Raw genomic sequence first — 22,762 nt, forward strand, 5'->3', positions numbered from 1 at the left:
TTCGGCCCTCCGTTAGGCTTTAGCCGCAGTCGCAACCGCGATTTCAGCGGCGCGGAAAAGGGCACGGGCCTTGGCCTGGGTTTCCCGGAATTCGGCGTTGGGATCACTGTCTGCCACCACGCCGCATCCGGCCTGCACATACATGTTACCGTCCTTGAGAACGGCCATGCGCAGCCCGATGCAAGTGTCCATCTCGCCGTCCGCGCCGAAATATCCGACGCAGCCGGAATACGGCCCGCGTCGTGTCGGCTCCAGTTCGTCGATGATCTCCATGGCGCGGATCTTGGGCGCGCCTGTCAGGGTTCCTGCAGGGAACGCGGCCACAAGCGCGTCCATCGCCGTGTTGCCATCCTTGATCTGACCCGTGACGGTCGAGGAAATATGCATCACATGGCTGTAGCGCTCCACGACGAACTGCTCCGGCACCGCGACGGTCCCAAGCTTCGAGACGCGGCCTACGTCATTGCGTCCCAGATCGATTAGCATCAGATGCTCGGCCAGTTCCTTGCGGTCGGCCAGAAGCTCTTTTTCCAGAGCCAGATCCTCATCGCGGTCTGCACCGCGCGGGCGGGTGCCTGCCAGCGGCCGAACCGTGACTTCGCCATCCCGCAGTCGAACCAGAATTTCCGGCGAGGAACCCACGAGAGCGTAATCCTCAAGCTCCATTACGAACAGGAACGGCGCCGGATTGACTCGCCGCAGGCTGCGATAGAGCGAGAGCGGTGAGAGGGGGAATGGTGTCGTGAAGCGCTGGCTCGGCACGATCTGGAAGGCATCTCCCGCCGCAATATAGTCCTGCGCCTTGCGGACATGGTCTTCGAACTGCTGCTGCGTCATGTTGGAGATGGGCGCTGCCAGTTCCGTACCGGCAGGCAGTGTCTCGCGCGCGTCTCCTAACGGAGCGGCCAGAGCAGCGCGTGCCCTGTCCAGAAGCGCGTGAGCTTCCGCGTCCGTCGTGTCTCCACGGACCGGCACGGCCAGCGTCAGTTCGTCCCGCACGGAATCAAAGACTGCGAACAGGCGCGGACGGATCATGATCCCTTCCGGTAGTTCCAGATCGTTGACCGGAACATTCGGCAGACGCTCCATCTGACGCACCATGTCGTAGCCCAGCACGCCGAACACGCCCCCGATCATGGGAGGCATTCCGCTCGGAAGATCCATCTGGCTGTCGTCCACGATGGTCTTGAGCGTCTCGAGCGGAACCCCGTCGATGGACTTGCCGTCGAGCGTGACCTTCCCGTCCCGGGACTTCCAGACCAGATCCGGCAGTAGAGCTATGACAGAATAACGCCCGCGTGCAGCACCACCTTCGACGCTTTCAAACAGAAGCCGATACGGATCATCCGACAGGTTCGACAGCCTGAGAAACGCCGAAACGGGCGTCAGGAGATCGGCGGCCTCAATGCTGTAGACGATGCCCATCAGTGTGCCCCGTTTTCTGCTGCGGGTGCGCTGGCCGGAGCCGCGGCCGCTACGACCTGATTGTAGAGCGCCATATTGATATGCGAGGGCGGAAAAGCCTTTTCCATCGCAGCACTCAGGACCATCGGAATATCGGACTGCATGGACTGACGATAATCGGCCACAAGACGGGTGCCGAGGGATTTCAGGTCTTCTGCCGAGGCAGGGCGATCGGCCGTCACGTTAACGAGCCAGAACGCATCCGGACTTTCAAACATCCCGGTCGTACCCGGCTTGAGATCAAAGATCCCGCGCAGGATGTTCTGGGGCAGGCTTTGATCGGGATGAACACGCGAGACGCTCACGTCCTGACGCAGGGCCGAAGCTTCCGGCTGTCCGTCCATGGCCTTGCGAAGCGTGCCGGACTTTGCGGTACCGAACAGGGCTGTTGCGCGCAGATTGGCGGCGCGGCGCTTCTGTTCTGCCGTCCACGCCTGAACGACTTGATCGCGCACGCTGTCGAATGGCTTGAGGGTTCCGGGGTGGACCTCGTCAACCAGTACTGAAAAGAACGTGCCATTCGGGCCATTCACGACCGTCGGTTGGGCACCTTTGGACTGCGTGAAGACCTGATGAACGATGGCCTGACGCAGAGCCTCATCGCCCGGAATGGGCGCGGGCAGACCGTTCTGCGTCATGCCATTGGAGTCCAGCGTTCCCGCAGCCGGAACCGCGCCGAGATCGCCCGGGATCTGTTCCAGCGTCGAAGAACCGGCAACCGCGTCCTGAAACTGCTTCTGGCGTGCCTGAAGAGCCTCGGCAGATTCCTGCGTCTGGACCTGCTTTTTCAGATCGCCTTTTGCCTGCTCGAATGTCGTTTTGTGAGGCGCCACCACAGCCGTGATGTTGAAAACGACCCATCCCATTCCGGTCTTTTCCGGGCCGGAAATGCGGTCAGGCTGTGCAGCGAAAGCGGCCTTGGCGAGTTCGGGGTTGGGAATATCGCTCTGCCTAACCGATGGCAGGGCAACGGCAGCGGCTTCGGGGAACTTCTTCTGGATGTCGTCCCAAGACAGTCCGCCTTTCCATGCGGTCGCTGCCGCAGCGGCTTTCGCCTGATCCGTGAAGGTCAGGACCTGAAGCGTCCGGGTCTCGGGCATATCATAGGTACGTGCCTGAAAATCATACAGGCGGTGAAGAACGTCGTCCGGAACCTCGATTGTCTTGGCAACGCTGTCCGCCGTCATGACGACCATTTTGGCATGACGGTATTCCGTCGTGCGGAACATCTGCGGATGGTTGTCATAGAAGCGGTGAAGCTGCTCGTCTGTGGGGGCTGCCGTCACGGTGCCGCTCGCAAACGGGATTTCCACCATATCAAAAACGCGCTGGTTCGCATCGAAAGACAACATGCGTTCCGTCAGCGACGGGGGGGCGACTACGGCCTGACCGATCCCCTGCAGCAGGCCGCGGGACGCGATGTCTTCGCGGATGACCTGAATCAGCTTGCCTTCTGTCAGGCCCATCCGGGTCAGACGGTCGTTGAAGATGCTTCGGTCAAATTTTCCGGCCGCGTCATGGAAAGCGGGGATCGCGAAGATGTCCTGTCGCACCAGATCGTCGGGCACCATCATGCCCGCGCGCTCGGCCGCAAGCTGAATCTCGTTCTGCATCACGAGATTTTGAAGCGTCTGTCGGGCGATCTGCTCCACTTCGCTCTTGGGTAGCTTGGAGGGATCGGCAAGTCCGATCTGCTTGGCGACGGCCGGAAGCTGGGCTGAAAGTGCTCGGCTGAAATCGTCCGGAGTGATGCTGCGATCATAGATGCGCACGATTTCGTTGGACCCTGTCGCGCCCAGATTGGAGTAAACATCTCCCACGCCCCAGCCGATAAAGGCCAGAAAGATCAGAAGAGCGGCGGCACGGCCAATCCAGGAGTCAACAAACAGGTGGCGGAGCGAGATAATCATGGGGTCAGGGCAGATCCGGATGACGGGATGGTGCGGACACGGTAGGCCCGCTAAACTTGCCGCACCATAATGTCGTGAGAACGGCTTGACCAGAAGCAGACCGGAACGGAAAGCATCCTTTTAGCCCCCGTCCGGTCCTTAAGCCCCGATTGAGCGGTTATCCCGCGGCTATCGCCACGAAGGAGGAAGAGTGATCCCATCCCCAAGACTTGTCGTTGGTAACTGGAAGATGCACGGGCTGCGCGAGCAGTCCACCCGTCTGGCCCGTGCCGTCGCCGAGGGCGCAGAGGCCCTTCCCGATGATGTGCGGCTCGTCCTTTGCCCGCCCTTCACCCAGCTTGCGAGCGTTCACGGCATCATCAATGCCGCAGGCCCGGATACGCTACTGCACCTTGGTGCGCAGGACTGCCATACGACTTCGTCCGGTCCACATACCGGCGATATCTCGGCGGATATGCTGTCCGATCTGGGGGTGCAGTATGTCATCCTCGGTCATTCCGAGCGTCGTCAGGCCCATGGCGAAACCGATGCATTGATCCGCCGGAAGGTCGAAGCGGCCGAGGCTGCCGGGCTTATTCCCATCGTCTGTATCGGCGAGACAATGGAGGAGCGCCTCGAAGGGCGGACGACCACCGTTCTGGCAACGCAGGTCGAAGGGTCGTTGACGGACAATTTCAATGGCGTACTGGCCTATGAGCCGGTCTGGGCCATCGGAAGCGGCTCCGTTCCGCCGATTGAGGAGCTTGAACGGACCCTTTCTTTGCTTCACGGACTGTTGCAGTCGCGTCTCAAGATGGATGACATTCGTGTCCCGATCCTGTATGGCGGCTCCGTAACACCGGCTCAGGCGCCGACCATTTTTTCCATCGGGTCGCTCGGAGGGGTGCTGGTGGGCAGTGCCAGTCTGGAAGCGAAGAGCTTTCTGCGCATTGCCGAATCAGCTTCCGTCCGCCTGTCTGCCCAACCATTGTCCGGACCCTATCGTTCATGACCACTCTTCTGCTTGCTCTCAACCTGCTGGTCACACTGGCGCTGATCGGGGTGATCCTCATCCAGCGTAGCGAAGGCGGTGGCCTCGGCATCGGCAGCGGCCAGGGGATGGGCTCGTTCATGAGCGGTCGTGGAACGGCGACGCTTCTTACGCGGGCCACGTCGGTTCTTGCCGGAATTTTCATGCTGCTGTGTCTGGTGCTGGCCGTCATGAACCGTGGCGCTTCCTCGGGCGTCGGCTCGCGTGACATTCTGGCCCAGCCGCCCGCCGCTACAGCACCGGCAACGCCTGCTGCTCCGGCGTCCACGCCCGCTCACTGACCGCCCCTGAAAATCCCCGTTCAGATTTTTTAACGGGGATCTTTCACACAGACGCGTCTCTTCGCTTCCCCTGCCCCATGTCGGCAGTGTATGAAGACCGCCCATGACGCGTTTCGTATTCATCACCGGCGGTGTGGTATCTTCTCTCGGCAAGGGCATCGCTTCCGCGGCCCTCGCTGCTCTCCTCCAGGCGCGCGGATACAAGGTCCGCATGCGCAAACTGGACCCCTATCTCAACGTGGATCCGGGCACCATGAGCCCGTATCAGCACGGCGAGGTGTTCATTACCGATGACGGGGCGGAAACCGACCTCGATCTCGGTCATTATGAGCGCTTCACGGGCGTTCATGCCTCCCGGGCTGATAATACCACGACAGGGCGGATCTATTCGGATGTGATCGCGCGCGAACGTCGCGGCGACTATCTGGGCGGGACTGTGCAGGTCATTCCGCATATCACGGACGCCATTAAGGACGTGGTGGTCACGGGCACGGACGATTACGATTTCGTGCTGGTGGAGATCGGCGGCACGGTTGGCGATATCGAGAGTCTGCCCTTCCTTGAAGCCATCCGTCAGCTCCGCAATGATCTGGGCCATGCCCAGACCATGTGCGTGCATCTGACCCTTCTGCCCTATATTCCGGCAGCGGGCGAACTCAAGACCAAGCCGACGCAGCATTCCGTCAAGGAACTGCAGAATGTCGGTATCCAGCCGCAGATGCTCCTGTGCCGCTCGGACCGTCCCATTCCGGACAACGAGCGTCGCAAGATCGCCAATTTCTGTAATGTCCGCCCGGAAGCTGTCATTGCGGCGCTCGATGTGGACACGATCTATGCGTGCCCCATTTCCTACCACAACGAGGGAATGGATCAGGAAGTCCTGCGCTATTTCGGCCTGCCCTATGCCAGCAAGCCGGACCTCTCGCGTTGGGAAAAAATCGTTCATGCGATTCGCGAACCCGAAGCCGAAGTCCGTGTGGCTGTTGTCGGTAAGTACACAGCTCTGCTCGATAGCTATAAATCGCTCGCTGAAGCCCTGCTGCATGGTGGTATCGCCAACCATGTGAAGGTCAATCTCGACTGGATCGAATCGGAAGAGTTCGAAAAGAATGGCAATATCGCCGAGCGCCTGAAGGATGCAGACGCGATCCTTGTTCCCGGCGGCTTTGGTGAACGCGGTGCCGAGGGCAAGATTCAGGCCGTTCGTTATGCCCGCGAGAACAACATTCCGTTCCTCGGGATCTGCTTTGGCATGCAGATGGCTGTGGTCGAGTGCGCGCGCTCACTTGCGGGTCTCCCCAAAGCGTCCTCCACCGAATTCGGTCCGACGGACGAGCCTGTGGTTGGTCTGATGACGGAATGGGCGCGTGGGGGCGAGCTGCTCCGTCGTCGTGAAGGCGGCGATCTGGGCGGCACGATGCGTCTTGGTGCCTATCCGGCAAAGCTGGTTCCGGGTTCCCGTGTGGCCGAGATTTATGGCCGTACGGAAATCCGCGAGCGCCATCGTCATCGCTGGGAAGTCAACGCGCATTACAAGGATCGTCTGGAAAAGACAGGTCTGCGGTTCTCTGGCCTCTCGCCTGACGGCGTGCTGCCGGAAGTGGTCGAATACCCGGATCACGCATGGTTCGTGGCCGTGCAGTACCATCCGGAACTGCTGTCCAAACCCTTCGACCCGCATCCCCTGTTCGCGGGCTTTATTGGAGCCGCCGTCAAGGAGGCTCACAGCAAGTGAGCTTCCGGATTGGAGACCTCACGGTCGGTCAGGATCAGCCTTTCACGCTGATCGCTGGCCCCTGCCAGATCGAATCCCGCGAGCATGCAACGGAGATGGCCGATGCCATCTCCGCCATCTGCCGCGAACTCGGAATCGGGCTGATCTATAAAAGCAGCTTCGACAAAGCCAATCGGAGTTCTGTCAATGCTGCGCGTGGTGTGGGCATGGATGCCGGTCTGGAGATCCTTGCCAGCATTCGTGAACGATTCGGCGTTCCCGTCCTGACGGATGTGCATACTGCCGAGCAGTGCGCACCTGCCGCTCAGGCCGTGGATGTTCTGCAGATCCCAGCATTCCTGTGCCGCCAGACGGACTTGTTACTGGCGGCTGGGGAAACCGGTCGTGCCATCAACATCAAGAAGGGCCAGTTCCTCGCACCGTGGGACATGGCGAACGTCGCGGCCAAGATTGCTTCGACCGGCAATAAGCGCATCACGCTCTGCGATCGTGGAACGAGCTTCGGCTACAACACGCTTGTCAGCGATATGCGCGGTCTGCCGATCATGGCGCAGACGGGCTATCCTGTCGTGTTCGATGCGACGCATTCCGTGCAGCAGCCGGGTGGCCTCGGAGCGTCAACGGGTGGCCAGCGTGAATTCGTAGAACCCCTCGCTCGTGCAGCCCTCTCCATTGGTGTGGCGGCTGTTTTCATTGAGACACATCAGGATCCGGACCATGCTCCAAGCGATGGTCCGACCATGGTGCCGCTTCATGAAATGCGCAGTCTGCTGACGCGCCTGAAAGCCTTTGATTCTCTGGCGAAATCTTTTCCGGCCTAACTCCCGGACGGTGCCAGAGCAGCCAGAAACAGGCTCAGTACCGCAATAGCCGTCAGTCCGGCTCTCAGCGGCAGATAACCTGGGGGAAGCGCACCCTTCCTCCAGGCCTCTCGTTCCACCAGGAACGTCCCGACAAAACCGATGATTTCCAGCCCGAACCCGGCCCGGATATGACCGAGAACACCGATGCAGAGGGCAAGCCATGCCCAGAGCGCAGGGCAGACACCCAGCACAAGGCGCTGCCGGTCCTGCTGTGACGTGCCGCCGACCGTAATGATGTCCGGCCGTTCCATGGCCAGCCCCCAGTGTACGGCCCCCAGAAATGACAGGATGCAGGCACCATAAGCCAGCAGAATGATCTTCAGGTGCGGCAGCTGCGTAAACAGTCCAGCAAGGAAGATCCACCCTCCAAGCGTCATGAAGGGGATCAGTCCGGCAATGCCAAGCACGAAAATGGGAAAAGGAAGGCGCATGTCGTCGTTGACCTCACGGCGTGATTTTGAGACTTGAAATAGCTGTTCCATTCAGAACGGTCACGAGCCAACCCGGTTCACGCATCCCAGGAGAGCTTCCATTGAGCGCTATCGTTGATATCATCGCCCGCGAAATCCTGGACAGCCGCGGCAATCCCACTGTCGAGGTCGAAGTCGAGCTGTCCTCCGGTGCCCGCGGCCGTGCAGCCGTCCCGTCCGGTGCTTCCACAGGCGCACATGAAGCCGTGGAACTGCGTGATGGTGACAAGTCCCGTTATGGCGGCAAAGGCGTCCTGAAGGCCTGTAGTCACGTCGAGAACGACATCCTTGAAGTGCTTCAGGGAGCCGAATCCGAAGATCAGATCGCTATCGACAATGCGATGATCGATCTGGACGGAACGTCCAACAAGTCCCGTCTGGGCGCCAATGCCATTCTCGGCGTCTCGCTTGCTGTTGCCAAGGCGACCGCCGAGGAACTGGAACTGCCGCTGTACCGCTATGTCGGTGGCGCCTATTCCCACCTTCTTCCCGTGCCGATGATGAACATCGTCAATGGTGGCGAGCATGCCGACAATCCGATCGACATTCAGGAGTTCATGATCCAGCCGGTCGGCGCGCCGACGATCGCGGATGCCATCCGTATGGGCTCCGAAATCTTCGCACGCCTGAAGAAAGGTCTGTCCGAAGCCGGTCATAACACCAATGTCGGCGATGAAGGCGGTTTCGCACCGAACCTGAAGTCTGCGGATGAAGCTCTTGGTTTTATTGCAAAATCTGTGGAGGCTGCTGGCTACCGCCTGGGTGAGGACGTGACCTTCGCTCTCGACTGCGCCGCCACCGAATTCTATGCCGACGGACGCTACAATCTGAAGGGTGAAGGCAAGGAATTTGATGCGTCGGGCATGATTTCCTACCTTGAAGATCTGGCCAACCGCTATCCGATCGTCTCCATCGAAGACGGTCTGGCGGAAGATGACTGGGAAGGCTGGGCTGAGCTGACGACCCGTTTGGGCAAGAAGCTCCAGCTGGTCGGAGACGATCTGTTCGTCACCAATCCCGAGCGTCTGCGTCGTGGCATCAAGGCTGGAACCGGTAACGCCCTGCTCGTGAAGGTCAACCAGATCGGCACGCTGACCGAGACTCTGGAAGCTGTGGAAACCGCCCACAAGGCTGGCTATGCCTGCGTCATGAGCCACCGTTCGGGCGAGACGGAAGACTCCGTCATTGCTGATCTCGCGGTCGCCACGAATTGCGGTCAGATCAAGACGGGTTCCCTCTCCCGCTCTGACCGTACGGCCAAGTACAATCAGCTTATTCGCATCGAGCAGCAGCTCGGCAGTGCGGCCCGTTATGCCGGTCGCAACATTCTCAGAAGCTCCTGAGACTGAGCCAGGCCTCATTCCTCCCCGGAATGAGGCCTTTTTGTGCCTGAATATGATTGATGTCCGTATCATTCATTGTCTGGTCACAAATGACTGATATAGACTGATACAGTCTCTCAGAACGGAGTTTGCACGACGTGACACTGATCCGACTTATCAAGCGTGGTGTCCGCGCCGTAGCTCCTCCGGCTTTTTTCCTGTCGCTTACCGCCTATTTCGGCTGGAACGCTCTGCATGGAGCGCACGGGATTCACGCTTATCAGGAGCAGACCCAGCTTCAAAAGGATGCGCTTCAGGCCCGGCAGGACGCTGATGATGAGCAGAATGTCTGGCGTCGCCGTGTTGTTGCTCTCAAGGAGAAAGCGCTGGACGCTGACATGCTGGATGAGCGTGCCCGTGCCACGATGAACCTGACGCGCAGCGGCGATCTGGTTGTTCCCTACGGACCGCATGACAAGCTGTTCTAAGCAGTAGTTAAAACGAACAGCTCTCGGAGCATAAAAAAAGCGGCCCGAAGGCCGCTTTTTTTATGAAGACTGTTGGAGCAGTCTTACTTGATCTTGGCTTCGCGGAACACGACGTGCTTGCGTGCGACCGGATCGTACTTGCGTACTTCCATCTTTCCCGTAGCAGAACGGGCATTCTTCTTCGTGACGTAGAAGTAGCCGGTTTCAGCTGACGAAACGAGCCGGATCTGAATAACGTTGCTCTTTCCCATGATACCCTCGGGCTTTCGCCATAACTTATGCCGCTCGAAGGTGTCGATGCAGCATGTTGATCTCTAGATTTGGCGCACCATGCTGATTTGTGGCCCGTAGGTCAAGACCTTTGCGCACGATTTAGCGGTTTTCCTGTAGTTTCAAGGAGTTTGAAGCTTAAAAATTCTTGCTGCATAACTCTGTCGGTGCGTCTCTTTGCTTGAAGGGCAACAGGTGGGAACCTATAAGGAACAAATGCAGGATGCCCGTCATTCTGTGTCCTGTTCTGACCTGCCTCCGCCGAGGCGCATGGGAGCGCCTGTATGCTGACCCGTAAGCAGCACCAGCTTTTGCTGTATATCGACGATCATCTCCGCCGCACGGGATATTCGCCCTCTTTCGATGAGATGAAAGATGCTCTCGAGCTGCGTTCCAAATCGGGCATTCATCGTCTGATCTCCGCTTTGGAAGAGCGTGGCTTTCTTCGTCGTCACCATCATCGCGCACGAGCGCTCGAGGTACTGCGTCTGCCCCATATGGGTACGGAAGCTCCTGTCGCCGCTCTCGCCTCCGAAACAGGTTTCGTCCCGGCTGTTCTGAGCCAGGGTGAGACTGGCCTTGATGGAGCCTTCTCCGAAGCCAGTGTTGCTAATGATCGTCAGACCGTCAGCATTCCTCTTTATGGACGTATCGCAGCGGGTCTGCCGATTGAAGCCATGCAGGACGACAGCGACAGGATCGAAGTCCCCATTTCGCTTCTGGGCACCGGAGAGCATTACGCCCTTACCGTAGCTGGCGATTCGATGATCGAGGCTGGAATCTTGGATGGAGACATCGCCATTATCCGGCGACGTGAGACGGCCGAAAATGGACAGATTATTGTTGCTCTCATTGACGGGCAGGAAGTGACGCTCAAAAAGCTGCGCCGTCGCGGATCAATGATTGCACTGGAAGCTGCGAACCGGGATTACGAAACGCGCATTTTTCCAGCAGAGCGTGTGAACATTCAGGGACGGCTGATCGCCCTTTTTCGTCAGTATTAAAGATAGGCGTCTGGAGTAATAGGATGCTGATGCGGTTACGGCCTATCAGCAAATCCTTATTTGGTGGGGGGTAAGGTCGTTCCATGAATGACCTTCACACTTCCGTCCGGGCCGATAACCGTGCTGGTGCCATCTCCATTAGGAATGATGATGGCCTTGCTGGGGCTTTTGTTCAGAAAGCGGGCCGCACTATCGGGAACTGATGAAGGAAGTGTCGGAATAAGGTGGGTATGGTCCCGGGACACACCTTGATGCGTATCGGCACCCTCACCGACTGATAGGCTCTGGCCCTGCATGAGCTGCGGACCGGACGCTCCAAGAGCCCCCTTACCAGCGATTCCACCCATGAAGCTCTCGTCGAGCGCAGCACCGCCAAAGTAGGTCGCCGGATCTCCCAAAGCATGACTGAACGTACTGTTGGGGTTTTCGACATCCTTAAGCGTCGGGAGCGGTTGTGGAGCTCCGGGCCAGATATTGCCGCTTTCAGGAAAAATGGGAGTTTCAGAATATTTTTCACCACGGGCGCGATGAATATTCTCGCTGTCTCCATGAGGGCCGTTCGGATTATCGAGCGCCGTCCAGACCATCGTGTCGCGGATATACTTGCCCATGCCTGAACAGCCGCTCAGAGCGAGAGGTAGTGCCAGCAGAGCGGTCTTCCGCATTTCTTACTCCCACGAGGTCAATCCATGACCTTTAGCGGTCCTTGTAACGGAGCGCCAGATGAAGACAGTCGAAGAACGCTACAATTCTTTCGACTTGTGACGTCAGAAGCTGATTTTGGACGATTTGCGGGATTGGCCAGCCATTATGCGAGTGAGACCTGCGGTCAGATAGCCCCAACCGCTGATCACGGTCGGAATGACTGAGAACCAGAGGAGGATCCCGCCAATCAGCGTTGCCGGCAGGAAGGAAAGTCCCAGCATTCCTGCGGCTCCATCGCCACCGATCAGAAAACCGATTGCCACCATCTGGATGCCGGTCTTCCATTTCGCCAGCCGGGTCGATGGCAGTGTTTCGCGCTGGGACGCCATATATTCCCGCAGGCCGCTGACCAGAATTTCCCGGATCATGATGATGATCGCTGCATAGAGCGAATAGACAGGCAGTTGCGTCAGTCCTGCCAGAGCCAGCAGAAGTGATCCGACTAGCAGCTTGTCCGCGATTGGGTCCATCATCCGACCCAGCTCGGACAGCTGTTGCCAGCGACGGGCCAGTGCGCCGTCCAGATAGTCTGTGATGCAGGCAGCCGTATAGACCACGCAGGCGATCACATTCGCGGTCGGTGAATGCACGGAGAGCAGCACGACCAGTACGGGAATGGACGCGATACGCAGCAGTGTCAGAATGTTTGGCAGATCTGTCAGCATCACGATCAGTCTAGAACAGTTTCCCTCATACCGGTATGCGCCAATGTGTCCGCGAAAGATGTATTTTTCGTGTAAATCGTCGAACGGGTCTCAGGGGCTGCGATGATCGGTTGAGGCTTTCTGGACCCATTCGGGATGGAAATGCCCGTATATGGCAGTTGCCGTGCTCGAACTTATGCCGGGCGCATTTTCCAGCTCCTCAAGACTCGCCTGTCTGACCGATTTTGCCGAGCCGAAATAATTGAGAAGAGCCTTTTTCCGCGCGGCTCCGATTCCCGGCACATTATCCAGTTCGGAGCTGCGTAAGCCCTTCGAGCGTCCTGTCCGGTGTGTGGTGATCGCGAATCTGTGGGCTTCGTCACGCAGTCTTTGCAGATAATAGAGAACTGGATCTCTCGGAGGGAGTTGGAAGGGCGCTTTCGTCTCAGTGAAGAACCACTCCCGTCCGGCATCCCGATCCGGCCCTTTGGCGATGGCCACGATCGGAATTCCGGTGACGCCGATATCGGCCAATACCTTCCGCACGGCATTGAACTGTCCAAGACCGCCGTCGATAAGAAGCAGATCCGGCCAGTCCTCCGGCCGCTCTCCGTTTTCCGGTCGTTTCCCGAACCGGCGTTCCATGACTTCACGCATCATGCCGAAATCATCTCCCGGCGCGATCGGACCCTTGATACCGTATTTGCGGTAAGCGCGTTTGTTGAAGCCTTCAGGGCCGCCGACGACCATTACACCATAAGGCGCCTGCCCCATGATGTGGGAATTGTCGTAGGTCTCGATGCGCTGTGGCGTTTCCGGAAGACCGAAGACCTCCGCAACCCCTTCGAGGAGTTTGCGCTGTCCGGTATTCTCGGCCAGCTTGCGCTCCAGCGCCTCCCGGGCGTTCAGCGCGGCATGCTCGACGACGTCCTTTTTCTCCCCCCGTTGTGGTCTGAGAATTTCGACCTTCTGTCCGCGTCGGATGCTGAGCGCCTCTTCGACCAGATTCAGTTCAGGAATCTCGCAGTTCACCAGAATTGTGGGCGGGGGCGGTTTGTTGTCGTAGAACTGGATCATAAATGCCGACAGCACATCCGCTGCGGTCTCTTCCTCTGCATGAGCCGGATAGAATGCCCGATTGCCGTTATTGCGGCTGCCCCGGATGAAGAAGACCTGAATGCAGCTCTGACCGGCTTCCTGCCAGATAGTCATGATATCGGCGTCATTGATCGACGCAGGGTTAACGGTGCTGGAGCCCTGAATGCTGGCGAAGCCCCGGATCCTGTCTCGGATCGACGCAGCCCGCTCGTAATCCATGTCCTGCGAGGCCTGCTCCATCTCGGCAGCCAGACGCTGTTGCAGGTCCGTGCTGTGTCCCGAAAGGAACTGCCGGGCCTCGTCAACCAGTTTCGCATAATCAGGTCCGGAGATACGGTCCACACAAGGCGCCGAACAGCGTTTGATCTGGTACAGCAGGCACGGCCGCGTTCTGCTGTTCAGCACGGCATCCGAACAGGAGCGGAGCAGAAAGCTGCGCTGTACCAGATTGAGCGTCTGGTTGACGGCCCAGGCATTGGCAAACGGGCCCCAGTAGGTCGCGCCTTTTACGGGTTTGCCGCGCTGTTTGGTGATTTGCGGAAACTCGTGGCTTTCAGTCAGCATCAACCACGGATAGCTCTTGTCGTCGCGCAGCAGGATGTTGAAGCGCGGCTTCATGCGCTTGATGTAGTTCGCTTCCAGAAGCAGGGCGTCCGCTTCTGTTTTCGTAATGACAATTTCCATTGAAACCGTCATCGACACCATACGCCGCAGCCGCTCCGGGAGTTGGTTGATGCGGGTATAGGATGAGACGCGTTTTTTCAGGCTCAGCGCCTTGCCGACATACAGCACCTCCCCTTTCGCACTCAGCATGCGATACACGCCAGGGCTGTAGGGAATGGTCTTCAGGGCCTCGCGGATCGCCTCCACACCTTGTCTTTTTTCCGAAGAAACAGTGGGTTCGTCATGGTCGTCGGGCCGGTTGGAGTTCTGGGGAGGAAGGTCGGTCATCGGGCTTCTTCAGTCATCCACTGAACCTGTGGAAAAGTCTGTGGGCTGGTCTGTGACAGAATCATGAAAGCCACGGTTTGCCAGACCTGCCTTCGGATTGCCTAATTTTTAATCATATTTTGTAAGTCATTGAAAACAATCGCTTCTTACTTTCCTTCTGCATTCCAAGAAGCATTTCTGGAAGGAAGGAAAGGATCGGCAGGAGGCTTTTAGGTGCCGCAACAGATCATGGTGGACGAAGCGGCGTCTGTTTTGTCCACTATGATCATGTTCTGTTCTTTGTCGGTCTGTCGAAACGAGTTTTCAATGCTAGTTTCAGAATGCTATTGCGGCTTTTTCAGCCGTTTCCAGAAGGCGCAGCATGTTACCACCCCAGATGGCAGAAATGTCCGCATCACTGAACCCGGCCGCCTGAAGGGCATGCGTCACATTTGCGGTTTCGGTTGCATCTTTCCAACCCGGAATGCCGCCGCCGCCATCGAAGTCCGAGGAGATGCCCACATGTTCGACACCGATCCGGTTCGCAATATACGAAACGTGGCGCACCAGATCTTCGACCGTCCCGCCGCCACCTTTCTTCAGGAATGACCCCATCGCCGTCACCTGAATCAGGCCGCCCGTTTCTTTCAGGCGATCAAGCTGCTCATCGTCCAGATTGCGCGGGTGATCGCACAGGGCGCGGGCACAGGAGTGGCTTGCGAAAATCGGTGTGGCGGAGACTTCACTGGCCTTCATCATGGTCGATTTTGCGGCATGGGAGACGTCCACCAGAACGCCGGAGCGATTCATGTGTGCGATTGCCTCACGCCCGAGATCTGACAGTCCGCCGTGAAGCGTTTCGCTGTCCACCAGATCCTTGCGCGGAATGGCAGCATCCGCCAGCGCATTATGCCCGTTATGGGTCAGCGTCATGTAGCGCACACCATAACGACGAGCGAGTTCCGCGATACGCTCTGGCTGACCGCCCAGCCCATGGCCGTTTTCGATCGCCGGAATGACGGCAAGGTCGCCTGCTTCATAGGCTGCACGCACATCCGCAGCCGTTCGGCAGACGCGTGCGCTGTGATCGCCCTGACGTCCTTCGATCCCGGAAATGACATCCAGCATGCCCTGAACCCGCTCCCAGGCTTCGGCATGTCCCGCCTCATCACGCGAACCCTGCGGAATATAGGCTGCAAGGCATACGGCTTTCAGGCCACCTTTGCGTGTCTTGGGGACATTTACCTGCCTCGGCGTATCTTCCGCCCAGGCATCCTGCCGGTCCGGCCAGGGAATATCGATATGGGAATCAAGCGTCAGGAGCGTGTTGTGCAGATCAGTCATGGTTCGTTCTAGATCGGACGGGAAAGCTTTGTGTGCAAGAGGGTGCTTGTCAAAACACCTGATCCGGTCGATCCAGTCTTCATGCGTCTCATCACCTGGAACATCAATTCCCTTCGACTCAGACTGCCTCTGCTGAAGCAGATCGTCGAACAGGAAGCCCCGGACATCGTCTGTCTACAGGAAACGAAAGTCCCGGATCCGCTCTTTCCCGCTCAGGCTCTGGCTGAAATGGGCCTGCCTCATCAGGTCTATAAAGGCATGAAGAGCTATAATGGTGTGGCGATCCTGTCGCGACACCCGCTGCAGAGTGTGGCGGGCACGCCCGACTGGTGCACCCGCTCCGATTGTCGGCATATCGCAGCAAGCATTGCGACCGCCGCCGGCCCGATCCTGCTGCATGATTTCTATGTGCCGGCAGGAGGCGATATCCCTGATCCGGTGGAAAATGAAAAATTCGCCCACAAACTCGCTTTTGTGGATGAAGCCACGGGCTGGTTCAGCAATATGCCCCCTGCCCGCAGCATTCTGGTCGGAGACCTCAATATCGCGCCGCTGGAACATGACGTCTGGAGCCACAAACAGCTCCTGAAAATCGTTAGCCACACACCGCCCGAAATCGAACGTCTGAAGGCCTGGATGGCGACAGGATTTCAGGATGCCATGCGGAAGATCACACCGGAGCCGGAAAAGCTCTACACATGGTGGTCATACCGCAACAAGGACTGGAAAAAATCCAACCGCGGACGGCGGCTGGATCATGTCTGGATGACGCCCGATCTTATGCCGGGCCTGCGGGATATCAGGGTCTTACAGGACGTACGGGACTGGGAAAGCCCCTCCGATCACGTCCCGGTCGTGCTGGACTTCGATCCAGCCTGACCCCTCACCGCTCCTGTCAGCCTTCAGGCTGACAGGCTGTCGGAGCCAATAACGCCACGTCCTTCAGGATCAAGACGGTATCCGCCGCCTTCTGTAATCAGAAGCGACGTGCGTGTCGGATCGGGCTCAATTTTCTGACGCAGGCGATAGATATGCGTCTCAAGCGTATGGGTGGTGACGGCGGCGTTATAACCCCAGACCTCGTTCAGAAGAACCTGACGTGCCACCGGACGCTGACCTGCACGATAGAGATATTTCAGGATCGCCGCTTCCTTCTCCGTCAGACGGATCCGGCGGTTTCGAGCGGTTTCGAGCAGCAGTTTTGCGGACGGGCGGAACGCATAAGGGCCGATTTCAAATACGGCGTCTTCGCTGTTCTCGAAAATCCGCAACTGGGCGCGTAGACGGGCCAGAAGCTCACCAATCCGGAAGGGCTTGGCAACGTAGTCGTTGGCCCCTGCATCAAGGCCGCGCACCACGTCGTGTTCGTCGTCGGAGCCTGTCAGGATGATGATTGGCATGCGGACGCCGGCGCGTCGCAGTTCCGCGCAGAAATCGCGTCCGTCACCATCGGGAAGGGTAATGTCCAGCAGCATGGCGTCATACCGGGCACCAGGCTTGGCGAGGAGTTCGCGTGCTGCGGCAACGGACGTCGCCTCAACCGCTTCCAGTTCGCCGCCGTGCTGAAGCTGCTCCGCCAGAAGACGACGGAGCGTATCATCATCGTCAACAACCAGGATGGGGCGTGGACCTGCCATAATAACCTGTCTCGTTCTCTCGCGACGGAAGAAACGATACATCCGCAAAAATTCGGTGTTCGTAACTTGCACATCCGGACTTACCATTCCCGGTAAACGGGAAGAAAGCAGCATGCTTTCGCATCAGACTATGGCAAGTACAGCCGGAAAAGGAAACAGCATTATGGCTAAAGCTATTTTGAGAACCGCTGGAGACCGCGCTTTTCTTCACTTTCAGGGGAAAATCATTCCGGCTTTGATCGGACAACGCGGCCTGTCTCTTGACAAAAGGGAAGGAGACCTTCGTACTCCCGTCGGGGGGCTGCCACTTCGGCGCGTTTTCTACCGTGCGGACCGTCTATCGCGTCCGGTCTGCACAGCAGGCCTCCCTATCGAGCCTATTGCTCCTAATGATGGCTGGTGCGACGATCCCGCCCATTCCGACTATAATTGCGCCGTAACGCTCCCTCATCCCGCCTCATGCGAAAACCTGTGGCGTGACGATCATGTTTACGATCTCTGTATCGTTCTGGGGTGGAATGATGCGCCAGCCAAGTCGGGATGCGGATCGGCGATTTTCCTGCACCTACCGCCTGTCAGTGGATACACGGAGGGCTGTATTGCCGTTGAGGAAAAGGACCTCCGTGCGCTTCTTGAAGCCGGTTTATCGCATATTACAGTCGAAGAGCCATCTTGAGGGTCCTATTAAAATTATAGTCGTTAAACCTGTTTCGCGTCATTACGGCATTTGGCTTCGTAATCCAGAACAAGGGCATGCACAGCACCATGCCCCCATTTCCGGGTCTCGCAGAAGCGTTTGTAATGCTGTTGCGCGAAATATCTTAACTTTCGAGAGAGCGAACTTCTTTTCCAAAGTCCGGAAAATTCGGGATAAGCCGCAACAAATGCCGGGTATGGCGCATAGTCACTTGCCTGCCATGGCTGAAAGATCCCGTCCCATGGCTTTGGCTGGGACATATAGTGGACAATTTTGGGTTGAATCGTGCTCTCAAGCCGGGCATTGTGTAGAAAGACGGGAAAATTCCACGATAGCGACATCGGCAGCGCACGTTCAATGCCGACAATATTAAGAATATCCTGATCCGGAAATCTGGACATTGTGTTCTGAGACCGAATAATTGTCCGCGCCTTCTCCGCGATAACAGCCCAGGCTGAGCGATTGAAGTAGAGAACTCCTGTATTGAAATATTGCCTGGATTGCTCAGGAGTGAGGCCGATTTCCTGAAAATGCTTCCGGACTGCTTCCCCTTCTTTTGAATGATCTTCAAGCAGGAAGACCATAGGATCGGCTGAAGCGAAAAAGCGTCCTTCAGGCGGAGTGCAGGACAGAAATTCGTTCAGCGATGATTTGATCTGTGTATCGCCATCGATATAAAGGATATTTTTATAATTTTCAGGTAAAATCTCATCAAGATACAGTCTTCCGAGCATAGCGGGCGTGTTGTCTATGTCTGCCCCGGATTTTGAGAAGAGAATAATATTGTTTTTATTGCATATTGATTGAGCGATGGAAATCGTCGCTGCATCAACGTCAAAACAGACAATGATAATGTCTGTAACTTGCGGTGTTGCATGAGCGCGCGCCTGAAGTGCACTAACAAGAGTTGGAAAAAGATATGAGCGATCAGTGCAATAACAAACGCAAGTCTGTACGTCCATGCGAGTTCTCCGTTTTCTATATGATGGCGGCGCCATGTAAGCAAGGGAAGAGGAAAAAGAGGAAGTTCTATATAAAGAATTAGACGTTATTTTTAGAGTTTGTCTTTCATTTTATAGCCGTCATGCCAGAATATTACATTGGTTGTTCAATATTTATACCGCCTCTGGTGGGGCCATAGAGATCATGTAGTCTCCCGGTTGGGGCACGGCTTTGTCATTGTCTTCAGCCGAGCGGATCAGGATGCCTCCGTCACGACGCACTACAAGAATATCAAGCCTGTTTTCGTCATTCCCGAACATTGATGCGCTCTCTTCGGTTGCTTCTCTGGCGCTGAAACGCCAGCCTTGATCGAATAGCGTATCGAACAGCGTATAATTCCACGCCGGTTCGCCCAGAACCTTGCCACGCGCATCGCGTGACAGGCCATGATAGAAATCCAGCCGCGCTACGCCGGGACTGATCTGATAGACGCGCTGTCGCCCCATGGTCGGGGCCAGATGCCCGCAGACCATACCGTTATAAATGCCGTCAGCTGTTGTTGCGATCAGATAATCGGCAGGGCGCTCCTCAAGAGACTCCTGTCCGTGTTGTGACAGGAGTTCCGCGCGCAGTACCGGAATATCCTGCCGGGTTGCAGGCAGAAGTGCGCTGGATCGATTATCCACCAGCAAGACCGGCACCCCTGCTTTGCGCAGGCAGGATGCAAGGTTGATGGACCAGCCGCTCGCTCCCAGAATTGCGATGGCCGGATCGTTGGAGAGCGTGAGTTTGAGGCGTCGTGCAAGGGGGCCAAGCGAAAAGCCGTGCAGGATCATCGTGACCGCGATGACCGCGAATACTGCAGGCATGATCAGGTCAGCAGACTGATACCCTGCTTCTTTAAGACTGACCCCGGCCTCACCTGCCACAGCAGCAGCGACGATACCGCGTGGGGCAATCCATCCGACAAACAATTTTTCCTTCCACGGCATGCTCGTGCCGAGAGTTGAAAGGAAAATACCCAAAGGACGCACGACAAACAGAACCACAACGGTCAATGCGAAAATCGGGATTGAAAGTTGCGCCAGAACGTCCCGGTGCAGATCTGCGGTCAGCATGATGAACAGCACTGATACGACCAGAACGACCAGCGATTCCTTCATGCGTCGCAGTTCTGTCAAACCGGGGATCTGGAGGTTCGCCAGCGCCATTCCAAAGATCGTGACCGCCATCAGCCCCGCGCCACCCATTTCGAGGTTGCATAACGAGAAAACGACCAGTGCCATCGAAATCAGCATGGGCGTCTTGAGAATTTCCGGCATCAGATCGCGGGTGAACAGATACCGGATCAGATAGGCTGGCAGGATGCCCGCAGAGAGCGCGACGGCAATTGCGCCCAGCAGATCAGGTAGTGTGTGGGTGAAGAAGACACCCGCATGAACGTCTGCCCGCAGAAGCATGAGCTGAAGCACGACTGCGGCCAGAATGGCGCCTAACGGATCGTTGACGATGGCTTCCCACCGCAGGAACGCCGCTACACGCGGTTGCAGTTTGGCACTTCGCAAAAGTGGCAGCACCACCGTCGGGCCCGTCACGACGACGATCGCCCCGAACAGCATGGAGGTGCCCCATTCCAGATGCGCGACATAATGCGCCGCCAGAGAGCCCAGCACCCAGTTGATGGGCAGTGCGAGCATCGTCAGGCGTGCGACCCCCTCCCCGGCTTCGCGCAACTGGCGGAAATCGAGCGCCATGCCGCCTTCGAACACGACAAGCGCCACCAGCAGTGACACCAGAGGCCGGAACATCCATCCCATCGTTTCGGAAGGATGAAGAATACCCAGCCCCGGCCCAAAAATCAGACCCAGCGAGAAGAGAAGGACAATGGCCGGAAGCCGAAAGCGCCAGGCGACCCACTGGGCCAGCATTCCCGCGCCAAAAGTCGAGGCAATGCCGATAAGAATGTCATACTGCATGGATGTTCGGCACGGGCTCCGCATGATGGATATGAAGCGTTATCATACCTCAAATGCCGTCGCGCACCTAAAACACGGAAGAAAGCCCTGTTATGCCATCGTCTTCAGCTCAAACCGGAAGCAACCTCCTGATTCGTCCCGCCCAGTCTCTGGATCGGGAAGGAATCTGGCGTCTTCTGTCTCCTGTATTGCGTAAAGGCGAAACTTACGCACTGCCCCGACACTGGGGGCGGCAGCAGACTCTGGCATACTGGATGGCTGTTGAGCATCGCGTTTATGTCGCTCAGACCCACGATCATGAAATCGTGGGCACATTCTATCTTCAGGCCAACCAGAAAGGCGGTGGAAGTCACATCGCCAATGCGGGATTCGTTGCACGTCCCGGTTTCGGTGCTGGTCGGGCAATGGCCGAAGAAGCGCTTGCTGAAGCGACGAAACTCGGCTTTCGCGCCATGCAGTTCAATTTCGTCGTCAGTACCAATCTGCGTGCCGTAGATCTGTGGAAATCACTGGGGTTTCGGGTGATCGGAACGCTGCCAGGCGCCTTCGATCACCCTTCGGAAGGATATGTGGACGCTCTTGTTATGTGGAAGGATCTTCTGTCACCGGGAGCGTAATGGCCACGTCTTCCTCTTGCGTTTTCGCTTCCGTTACGACGCGTTCGAGAACGCAGGCGAAGAATCCGTCCGTGCTATCCCGCAACGGCGTCAGCGAGAACTGGGCCTTGCTCCGCAGCTCGGCGGGCAGAAGTTCGGACATCTGCTCCTTCGGCAGGCGTCTGAAGTCATCGCGACGCTTGAGGAAGGCGTCGATCTGTTGGCCGTTCTCACAGGCCAGAAGCGAGCACGTCGCATAGATCATACGTCCGCCTGGCTTCACCAAAGATGCTGCACGATCAAGGATCTGCGCCTGTTTGATGACGAGTTCCTGAATGTCTTCGGGCGTCAGGCGCAGACGTGCATCCGGGTTGCGCCGCCATGTCCCGGTTCCCGAGCAAGGCGCATCGACAAGCACGCGATCAAAGCTGCCAGCCCGACGCTTCGCCCATTTGTCTCCGGATACGAGAAGGTGCCGTTCTACGTTATGAACGCCTGCACGACGCAGCCGCTTGACCGCCCCATCCAGACGTTTTTCATGCACGTCACAGGCCACGATATGTCCACGGTTTTCCATGGTCATCGCCAGTGCCAGCGTTTTACCGCCTGCCCCAGCGCAATAATCCAGAACTCGGTGCTCACCACGCGCATCGGCGGCCGCGACCACAAGCTGACTGCCTTCGTCCTGAATTTCAACCAGACCGTCTTTAAAGGCTTGTGTTGCCGTGACGGGCTGGCGCCCATCAAGACGCAGACCCCACGGAGACAGTTTCGTCATTTCTGCCGGAAGCGATTCGCGACGCAGTTCCCGCGCGGCCTGCTCGCGGCTTCCCTTGAGCAGGTTGACGCGAAGGTCGAGCGTCGGCGTACCCAACATCGCTTCCATTTCGTCTGGCAGCCGGTTGCCAAACGTTTCCCGGAGCGCGCTGTCCAGCCAGTCCGGGTATTCAAGCCGCACGGCCAACGGCTGCTTCTGGGTGGAAAGTTCTTTTCCCTCCAAGCCCTTGAGGGCCACATCCTCACGGGAGGTCAGAGGGTTCTGCGCGTAACGCTCCCCGGAGAAAAGCCGACGGACATTCTCCATCGTCTCTCCGCCAAGCAGGAGCGATGCCGCACAGATCAGTCGTGGGGAAATATCGCCGGAAATATCTCTGAGATTCCATTGCAGCCGTCTCCAGCCACGCAGGACATCCCAGACGATCGTGGAAATGGCCCGACGGTCTCCGCCACCAATATAACGGCGTTCGCGGAAAAAGGCGTTGGCTGTGGCGTCGGCGGGACGGCGGGGCGCATTCTGGATCGCACAGAGCAGATCGATGGCGCCTGAAAGACGGGCTGCGGGGGTCATAGCGCCCC

General features: G+C 57.6%; 22 protein-coding genes. 10 read left to right on the forward strand and 12 right to left on the reverse strand.

The window, feature by feature from the left end:
* Positions 1-12: 12 nt before the first annotated feature.
* Together trpE and GKO01_RS08685 are read right to left on the reverse strand one after the other, a co-directional pair.
* The gene (gene trpE / locus GKO01_RS08680; protein ID WP_099286726.1) at positions 13-1,425 is read right to left on the reverse strand and encodes an anthranilate synthase component I; all 1,413 of its coding nucleotides are present in this window, start codon (positions 1,423-1,425) and stop codon (positions 13-15) included.
* Positions 1,425-3,374, reverse strand: a complete 1,950-nt coding sequence (locus tag GKO01_RS08685) for a peptidyl-prolyl cis-trans isomerase (RefSeq protein WP_099286727.1) — start codon at positions 3,372-3,374, stop codon at positions 1,425-1,427. Before GKO01_RS08685 ends, trpE begins: the two co-directional genes overlap by 1 nt.
* 190 nt (positions 3,375-3,564) lie before the next feature.
* Between GKO01_RS08685 and tpiA the strand changes: the two genes are divergently transcribed.
* The 4 genes from tpiA to kdsA all read left to right on the forward strand — a co-directional run bounded on the left by tpiA (position 3,565) and on the right by kdsA (position 7,241).
* Positions 3,565-4,365, forward strand: coding sequence for a triose-phosphate isomerase (gene tpiA / locus GKO01_RS08690; RefSeq protein WP_099286728.1), 801 nt, complete (start codon positions 3,565-3,567; stop codon positions 4,363-4,365).
* Positions 4,362-4,685: a preprotein translocase subunit SecG gene (gene secG, locus GKO01_RS08695; RefSeq protein WP_099286729.1), complete on the forward strand. Its 324-nt coding sequence runs from the start codon at positions 4,362-4,364 to the stop codon at positions 4,683-4,685. The genes tpiA and secG overlap by 4 nt, the downstream gene beginning before the upstream one ends.
* A gap of 103 nt (positions 4,686-4,788) precedes the next feature.
* On the forward strand, positions 4,789-6,420 hold the full coding sequence (locus tag GKO01_RS08700; protein ID WP_099286730.1) for a CTP synthase: 1,632 nt from the start codon (positions 4,789-4,791) through the stop codon (positions 6,418-6,420).
* A complete protein-coding gene (gene kdsA, locus GKO01_RS08705) occupies positions 6,417-7,241 on the forward strand; it encodes a 3-deoxy-8-phosphooctulonate synthase (RefSeq protein WP_099286731.1) in 825 nt (274 codons plus the stop codon). The genes GKO01_RS08700 and kdsA overlap by 4 nt, the downstream gene beginning before the upstream one ends.
* Here the strand turns inward: kdsA and GKO01_RS08710 are convergent.
* On the reverse strand, positions 7,238-7,714 hold the full coding sequence (locus tag GKO01_RS08710) for a DUF3429 domain-containing protein (protein WP_244901388.1): 477 nt from the start codon (positions 7,712-7,714) through the stop codon (positions 7,238-7,240). The genes kdsA and GKO01_RS08710 overlap by 4 nt on opposite strands.
* A gap of 101 nt (positions 7,715-7,815) precedes the next feature.
* Here GKO01_RS08710 and eno point away from each other — a divergent pair, with 101 nt between their 5' ends.
* Both eno and GKO01_RS08720 read left to right on the forward strand, forming a co-directional pair.
* Positions 7,816-9,096 carry a phosphopyruvate hydratase gene (gene eno, locus GKO01_RS08715; RefSeq protein WP_099286733.1) on the forward strand — a complete coding sequence of 427 codons (1,281 nt, stop codon included), beginning with the start codon at positions 7,816-7,818 and terminating at the stop codon, positions 9,094-9,096.
* A 137-nt stretch (positions 9,097-9,233) separates the two neighbouring features.
* A complete protein-coding gene (locus GKO01_RS08720) occupies positions 9,234-9,563 on the forward strand; it encodes an FtsB family cell division protein (RefSeq protein ID WP_099286734.1) in 330 nt (109 codons plus the stop codon).
* 83 nt (positions 9,564-9,646) lie between these two features.
* Here the strand turns inward: GKO01_RS08720 and rpmG are convergent, their stop codons facing one another.
* A complete protein-coding gene (rpmG, locus tag GKO01_RS08725) occupies positions 9,647-9,814 on the reverse strand; it encodes a 50S ribosomal protein L33 (protein WP_011253780.1) in 168 nt (55 codons plus the stop codon).
* 303 nt (positions 9,815-10,117) lie between these two features.
* Here rpmG and lexA point away from each other — a divergent pair, with 303 nt between their 5' ends.
* Positions 10,118-10,837 carry a transcriptional repressor LexA gene (gene lexA / locus GKO01_RS08730; RefSeq protein ID WP_099286735.1) on the forward strand — a complete coding sequence of 240 codons (720 nt, stop codon included), beginning with the start codon at positions 10,118-10,120 and terminating at the stop codon, positions 10,835-10,837.
* A 56-nt stretch (positions 10,838-10,893) separates the two neighbouring features.
* On the opposite strand, the gene GKO01_RS08735 is transcribed toward lexA, so the two are convergent.
* From GKO01_RS08735 to GKO01_RS08750, 4 genes are all read right to left on the reverse strand, one after another.
* Positions 10,894-11,502, reverse strand: coding sequence for a hypothetical protein (locus GKO01_RS08735; protein WP_099286736.1), 609 nt, complete (start codon positions 11,500-11,502; stop codon positions 10,894-10,896).
* Between the two features lie 102 nt (positions 11,503-11,604).
* Positions 11,605-12,207 carry a CDP-diacylglycerol--glycerol-3-phosphate 3-phosphatidyltransferase gene (gene pgsA, locus GKO01_RS08740; protein WP_099286737.1) on the reverse strand — a complete coding sequence of 201 codons (603 nt, stop codon included), beginning with the start codon at positions 12,205-12,207 and terminating at the stop codon, positions 11,605-11,607.
* A 90-nt stretch (positions 12,208-12,297) separates the two neighbouring features.
* Positions 12,298-14,235, reverse strand: a complete 1,938-nt coding sequence (uvrC, locus tag GKO01_RS08745) for an excinuclease ABC subunit UvrC (RefSeq protein ID WP_099286738.1) — start codon at positions 14,233-14,235, stop codon at positions 12,298-12,300.
* Positions 14,236-14,550: 315 nt separating this feature from the next.
* Positions 14,551-15,558, reverse strand: a complete 1,008-nt coding sequence (locus GKO01_RS08750; protein WP_099286739.1) for a dipeptidase — start codon at positions 15,556-15,558, stop codon at positions 14,551-14,553.
* A gap of 81 nt (positions 15,559-15,639) precedes the next feature.
* Between GKO01_RS08750 and xth the strand changes: the two genes are divergently transcribed.
* Entirely contained in the window at positions 15,640-16,437 is a 798-nt protein-coding gene (gene xth, locus GKO01_RS08755) for an exodeoxyribonuclease III (protein WP_174694272.1), read from the forward strand.
* Positions 16,438-16,460: 23 nt separating this feature from the next.
* On the opposite strand, the gene GKO01_RS08760 is transcribed toward xth, so the two are convergent.
* Complete coding sequence (locus GKO01_RS08760; RefSeq protein WP_099286798.1) at positions 16,461-17,195, reverse strand: response regulator transcription factor; 735 nt, start codon at positions 17,193-17,195, stop codon at positions 16,461-16,463.
* A gap of 163 nt (positions 17,196-17,358) precedes the next feature.
* Between GKO01_RS08760 and GKO01_RS08765 the strand changes: the two genes are divergently transcribed.
* The gene (locus GKO01_RS08765; protein WP_099286799.1) at positions 17,359-17,871 is read left to right on the forward strand and encodes a L,D-transpeptidase family protein; all 513 of its coding nucleotides are present in this window, start codon (positions 17,359-17,361) and stop codon (positions 17,869-17,871) included.
* Between the two features lie 23 nt (positions 17,872-17,894).
* On the opposite strand, the gene GKO01_RS08770 is transcribed toward GKO01_RS08765, so the two are convergent.
* Both GKO01_RS08770 and GKO01_RS08775 read right to left on the reverse strand, forming a co-directional pair.
* Positions 17,895-18,854 (reverse strand): glycosyltransferase family 8 protein, encoded by a 960-nt coding sequence (locus tag GKO01_RS08770; protein ID WP_167383454.1) that lies wholly within the window; start codon positions 18,852-18,854, stop codon positions 17,895-17,897.
* A 153-nt stretch (positions 18,855-19,007) separates the two neighbouring features.
* Positions 19,008-20,810, reverse strand: coding sequence for a cation:proton antiporter (locus GKO01_RS08775; RefSeq protein WP_099286742.1), 1,803 nt, complete (start codon positions 20,808-20,810; stop codon positions 19,008-19,010).
* Between the two features lie 92 nt (positions 20,811-20,902).
* On the opposite strand from GKO01_RS08775, the gene GKO01_RS08780 reads away from it, so the two are divergent.
* A complete protein-coding gene (locus tag GKO01_RS08780) occupies positions 20,903-21,427 on the forward strand; it encodes a GNAT family N-acetyltransferase (protein WP_099286743.1) in 525 nt (174 codons plus the stop codon).
* On the opposite strand, the gene GKO01_RS08785 is transcribed toward GKO01_RS08780, so the two are convergent.
* The gene (locus GKO01_RS08785) at positions 21,393-22,754 is read right to left on the reverse strand and encodes an RsmB/NOP family class I SAM-dependent RNA methyltransferase (RefSeq protein WP_099286744.1); all 1,362 of its coding nucleotides are present in this window, start codon (positions 22,752-22,754) and stop codon (positions 21,393-21,395) included. The two genes, GKO01_RS08780 and GKO01_RS08785, sit on opposite strands and share 35 nt — an antisense overlap.
* Positions 22,755-22,762: the final 8 nt, after the last annotated feature.

The sequence above is a fragment of the Gluconobacter kondonii genome (genome assembly GCF_002723995.1).
Taxonomy (GTDB): Bacteria; Pseudomonadota; Alphaproteobacteria; order Acetobacterales; family Acetobacteraceae; genus Gluconobacter; species Gluconobacter kondonii.

What these genes read in the sequence shown, in the direction of transcription:
- GKO01_RS08785 (WP_099286744.1), bottom strand. Translation starts at nt 22,754, where the DNA reads ATGACCCCCGCAGCCCGTCTTTCAGGCGCCATCGATCTGCTCTGTGCG.
- GKO01_RS08780 (WP_099286743.1), top strand. Translation starts at nt 20,903, where the DNA reads ATGCCATCGTCTTCAGCTCAAACCGGAAGCAACCTCCTGATTCGTCCC.
- uvrC (WP_099286738.1), bottom strand. Translation starts at nt 14,235, where the DNA reads ATGACCGACCTTCCTCCCCAGAACTCCAACCGGCCCGACGACCATGAC.
- lexA (WP_099286735.1), top strand. Translation starts at nt 10,118, where the DNA reads ATGCTGACCCGTAAGCAGCACCAGCTTTTGCTGTATATCGACGATCAT.
- GKO01_RS08770 (WP_167383454.1), bottom strand. Translation starts at nt 18,854, where the DNA reads ATGGACGTACAGACTTGCGTTTGTTATTGCACTGATCGCTCATATCTT.
- GKO01_RS08735 (WP_099286736.1), bottom strand. Translation starts at nt 11,502, where the DNA reads ATGCGGAAGACCGCTCTGCTGGCACTACCTCTCGCTCTGAGCGGCTGT.
- GKO01_RS08760 (WP_099286798.1), bottom strand. Translation starts at nt 17,195, where the DNA reads ATGGCAGGTCCACGCCCCATCCTGGTTGTTGACGATGATGATACGCTC.
- pgsA (WP_099286737.1), bottom strand. Translation starts at nt 12,207, where the DNA reads ATGCTGACAGATCTGCCAAACATTCTGACACTGCTGCGTATCGCGTCC.
- GKO01_RS08775 (WP_099286742.1), bottom strand. Translation starts at nt 20,810, where the DNA reads ATGCAGTATGACATTCTTATCGGCATTGCCTCGACTTTTGGCGCGGGA.
- GKO01_RS08710 (WP_244901388.1), bottom strand. Translation starts at nt 7,714, where the DNA reads ATGCGCCTTCCTTTTCCCATTTTCGTGCTTGGCATTGCCGGACTGATC.
- GKO01_RS08750 (WP_099286739.1), bottom strand. Translation starts at nt 15,558, where the DNA reads ATGACTGATCTGCACAACACGCTCCTGACGCTTGATTCCCATATCGAT.
- xth (WP_174694272.1), top strand. Translation starts at nt 15,640, where the DNA reads ATGCGTCTCATCACCTGGAACATCAATTCCCTTCGACTCAGACTGCCT.
- rpmG (WP_011253780.1), bottom strand. Translation starts at nt 9,814, where the DNA reads ATGGGAAAGAGCAACGTTATTCAGATCCGGCTCGTTTCGTCAGCTGAA.
- GKO01_RS08700 (WP_099286730.1), top strand. Translation starts at nt 4,789, where the DNA reads ATGACGCGTTTCGTATTCATCACCGGCGGTGTGGTATCTTCTCTCGGC.
- GKO01_RS08765 (WP_099286799.1), top strand. Translation starts at nt 17,359, where the DNA reads ATGGCTAAAGCTATTTTGAGAACCGCTGGAGACCGCGCTTTTCTTCAC.
- GKO01_RS08685 (WP_099286727.1), bottom strand. Translation starts at nt 3,374, where the DNA reads ATGATTATCTCGCTCCGCCACCTGTTTGTTGACTCCTGGATTGGCCGT.
- trpE (WP_099286726.1), bottom strand. Translation starts at nt 1,425, where the DNA reads ATGGGCATCGTCTACAGCATTGAGGCCGCCGATCTCCTGACGCCCGTT.
- secG (WP_099286729.1), top strand. Translation starts at nt 4,362, where the DNA reads ATGACCACTCTTCTGCTTGCTCTCAACCTGCTGGTCACACTGGCGCTG.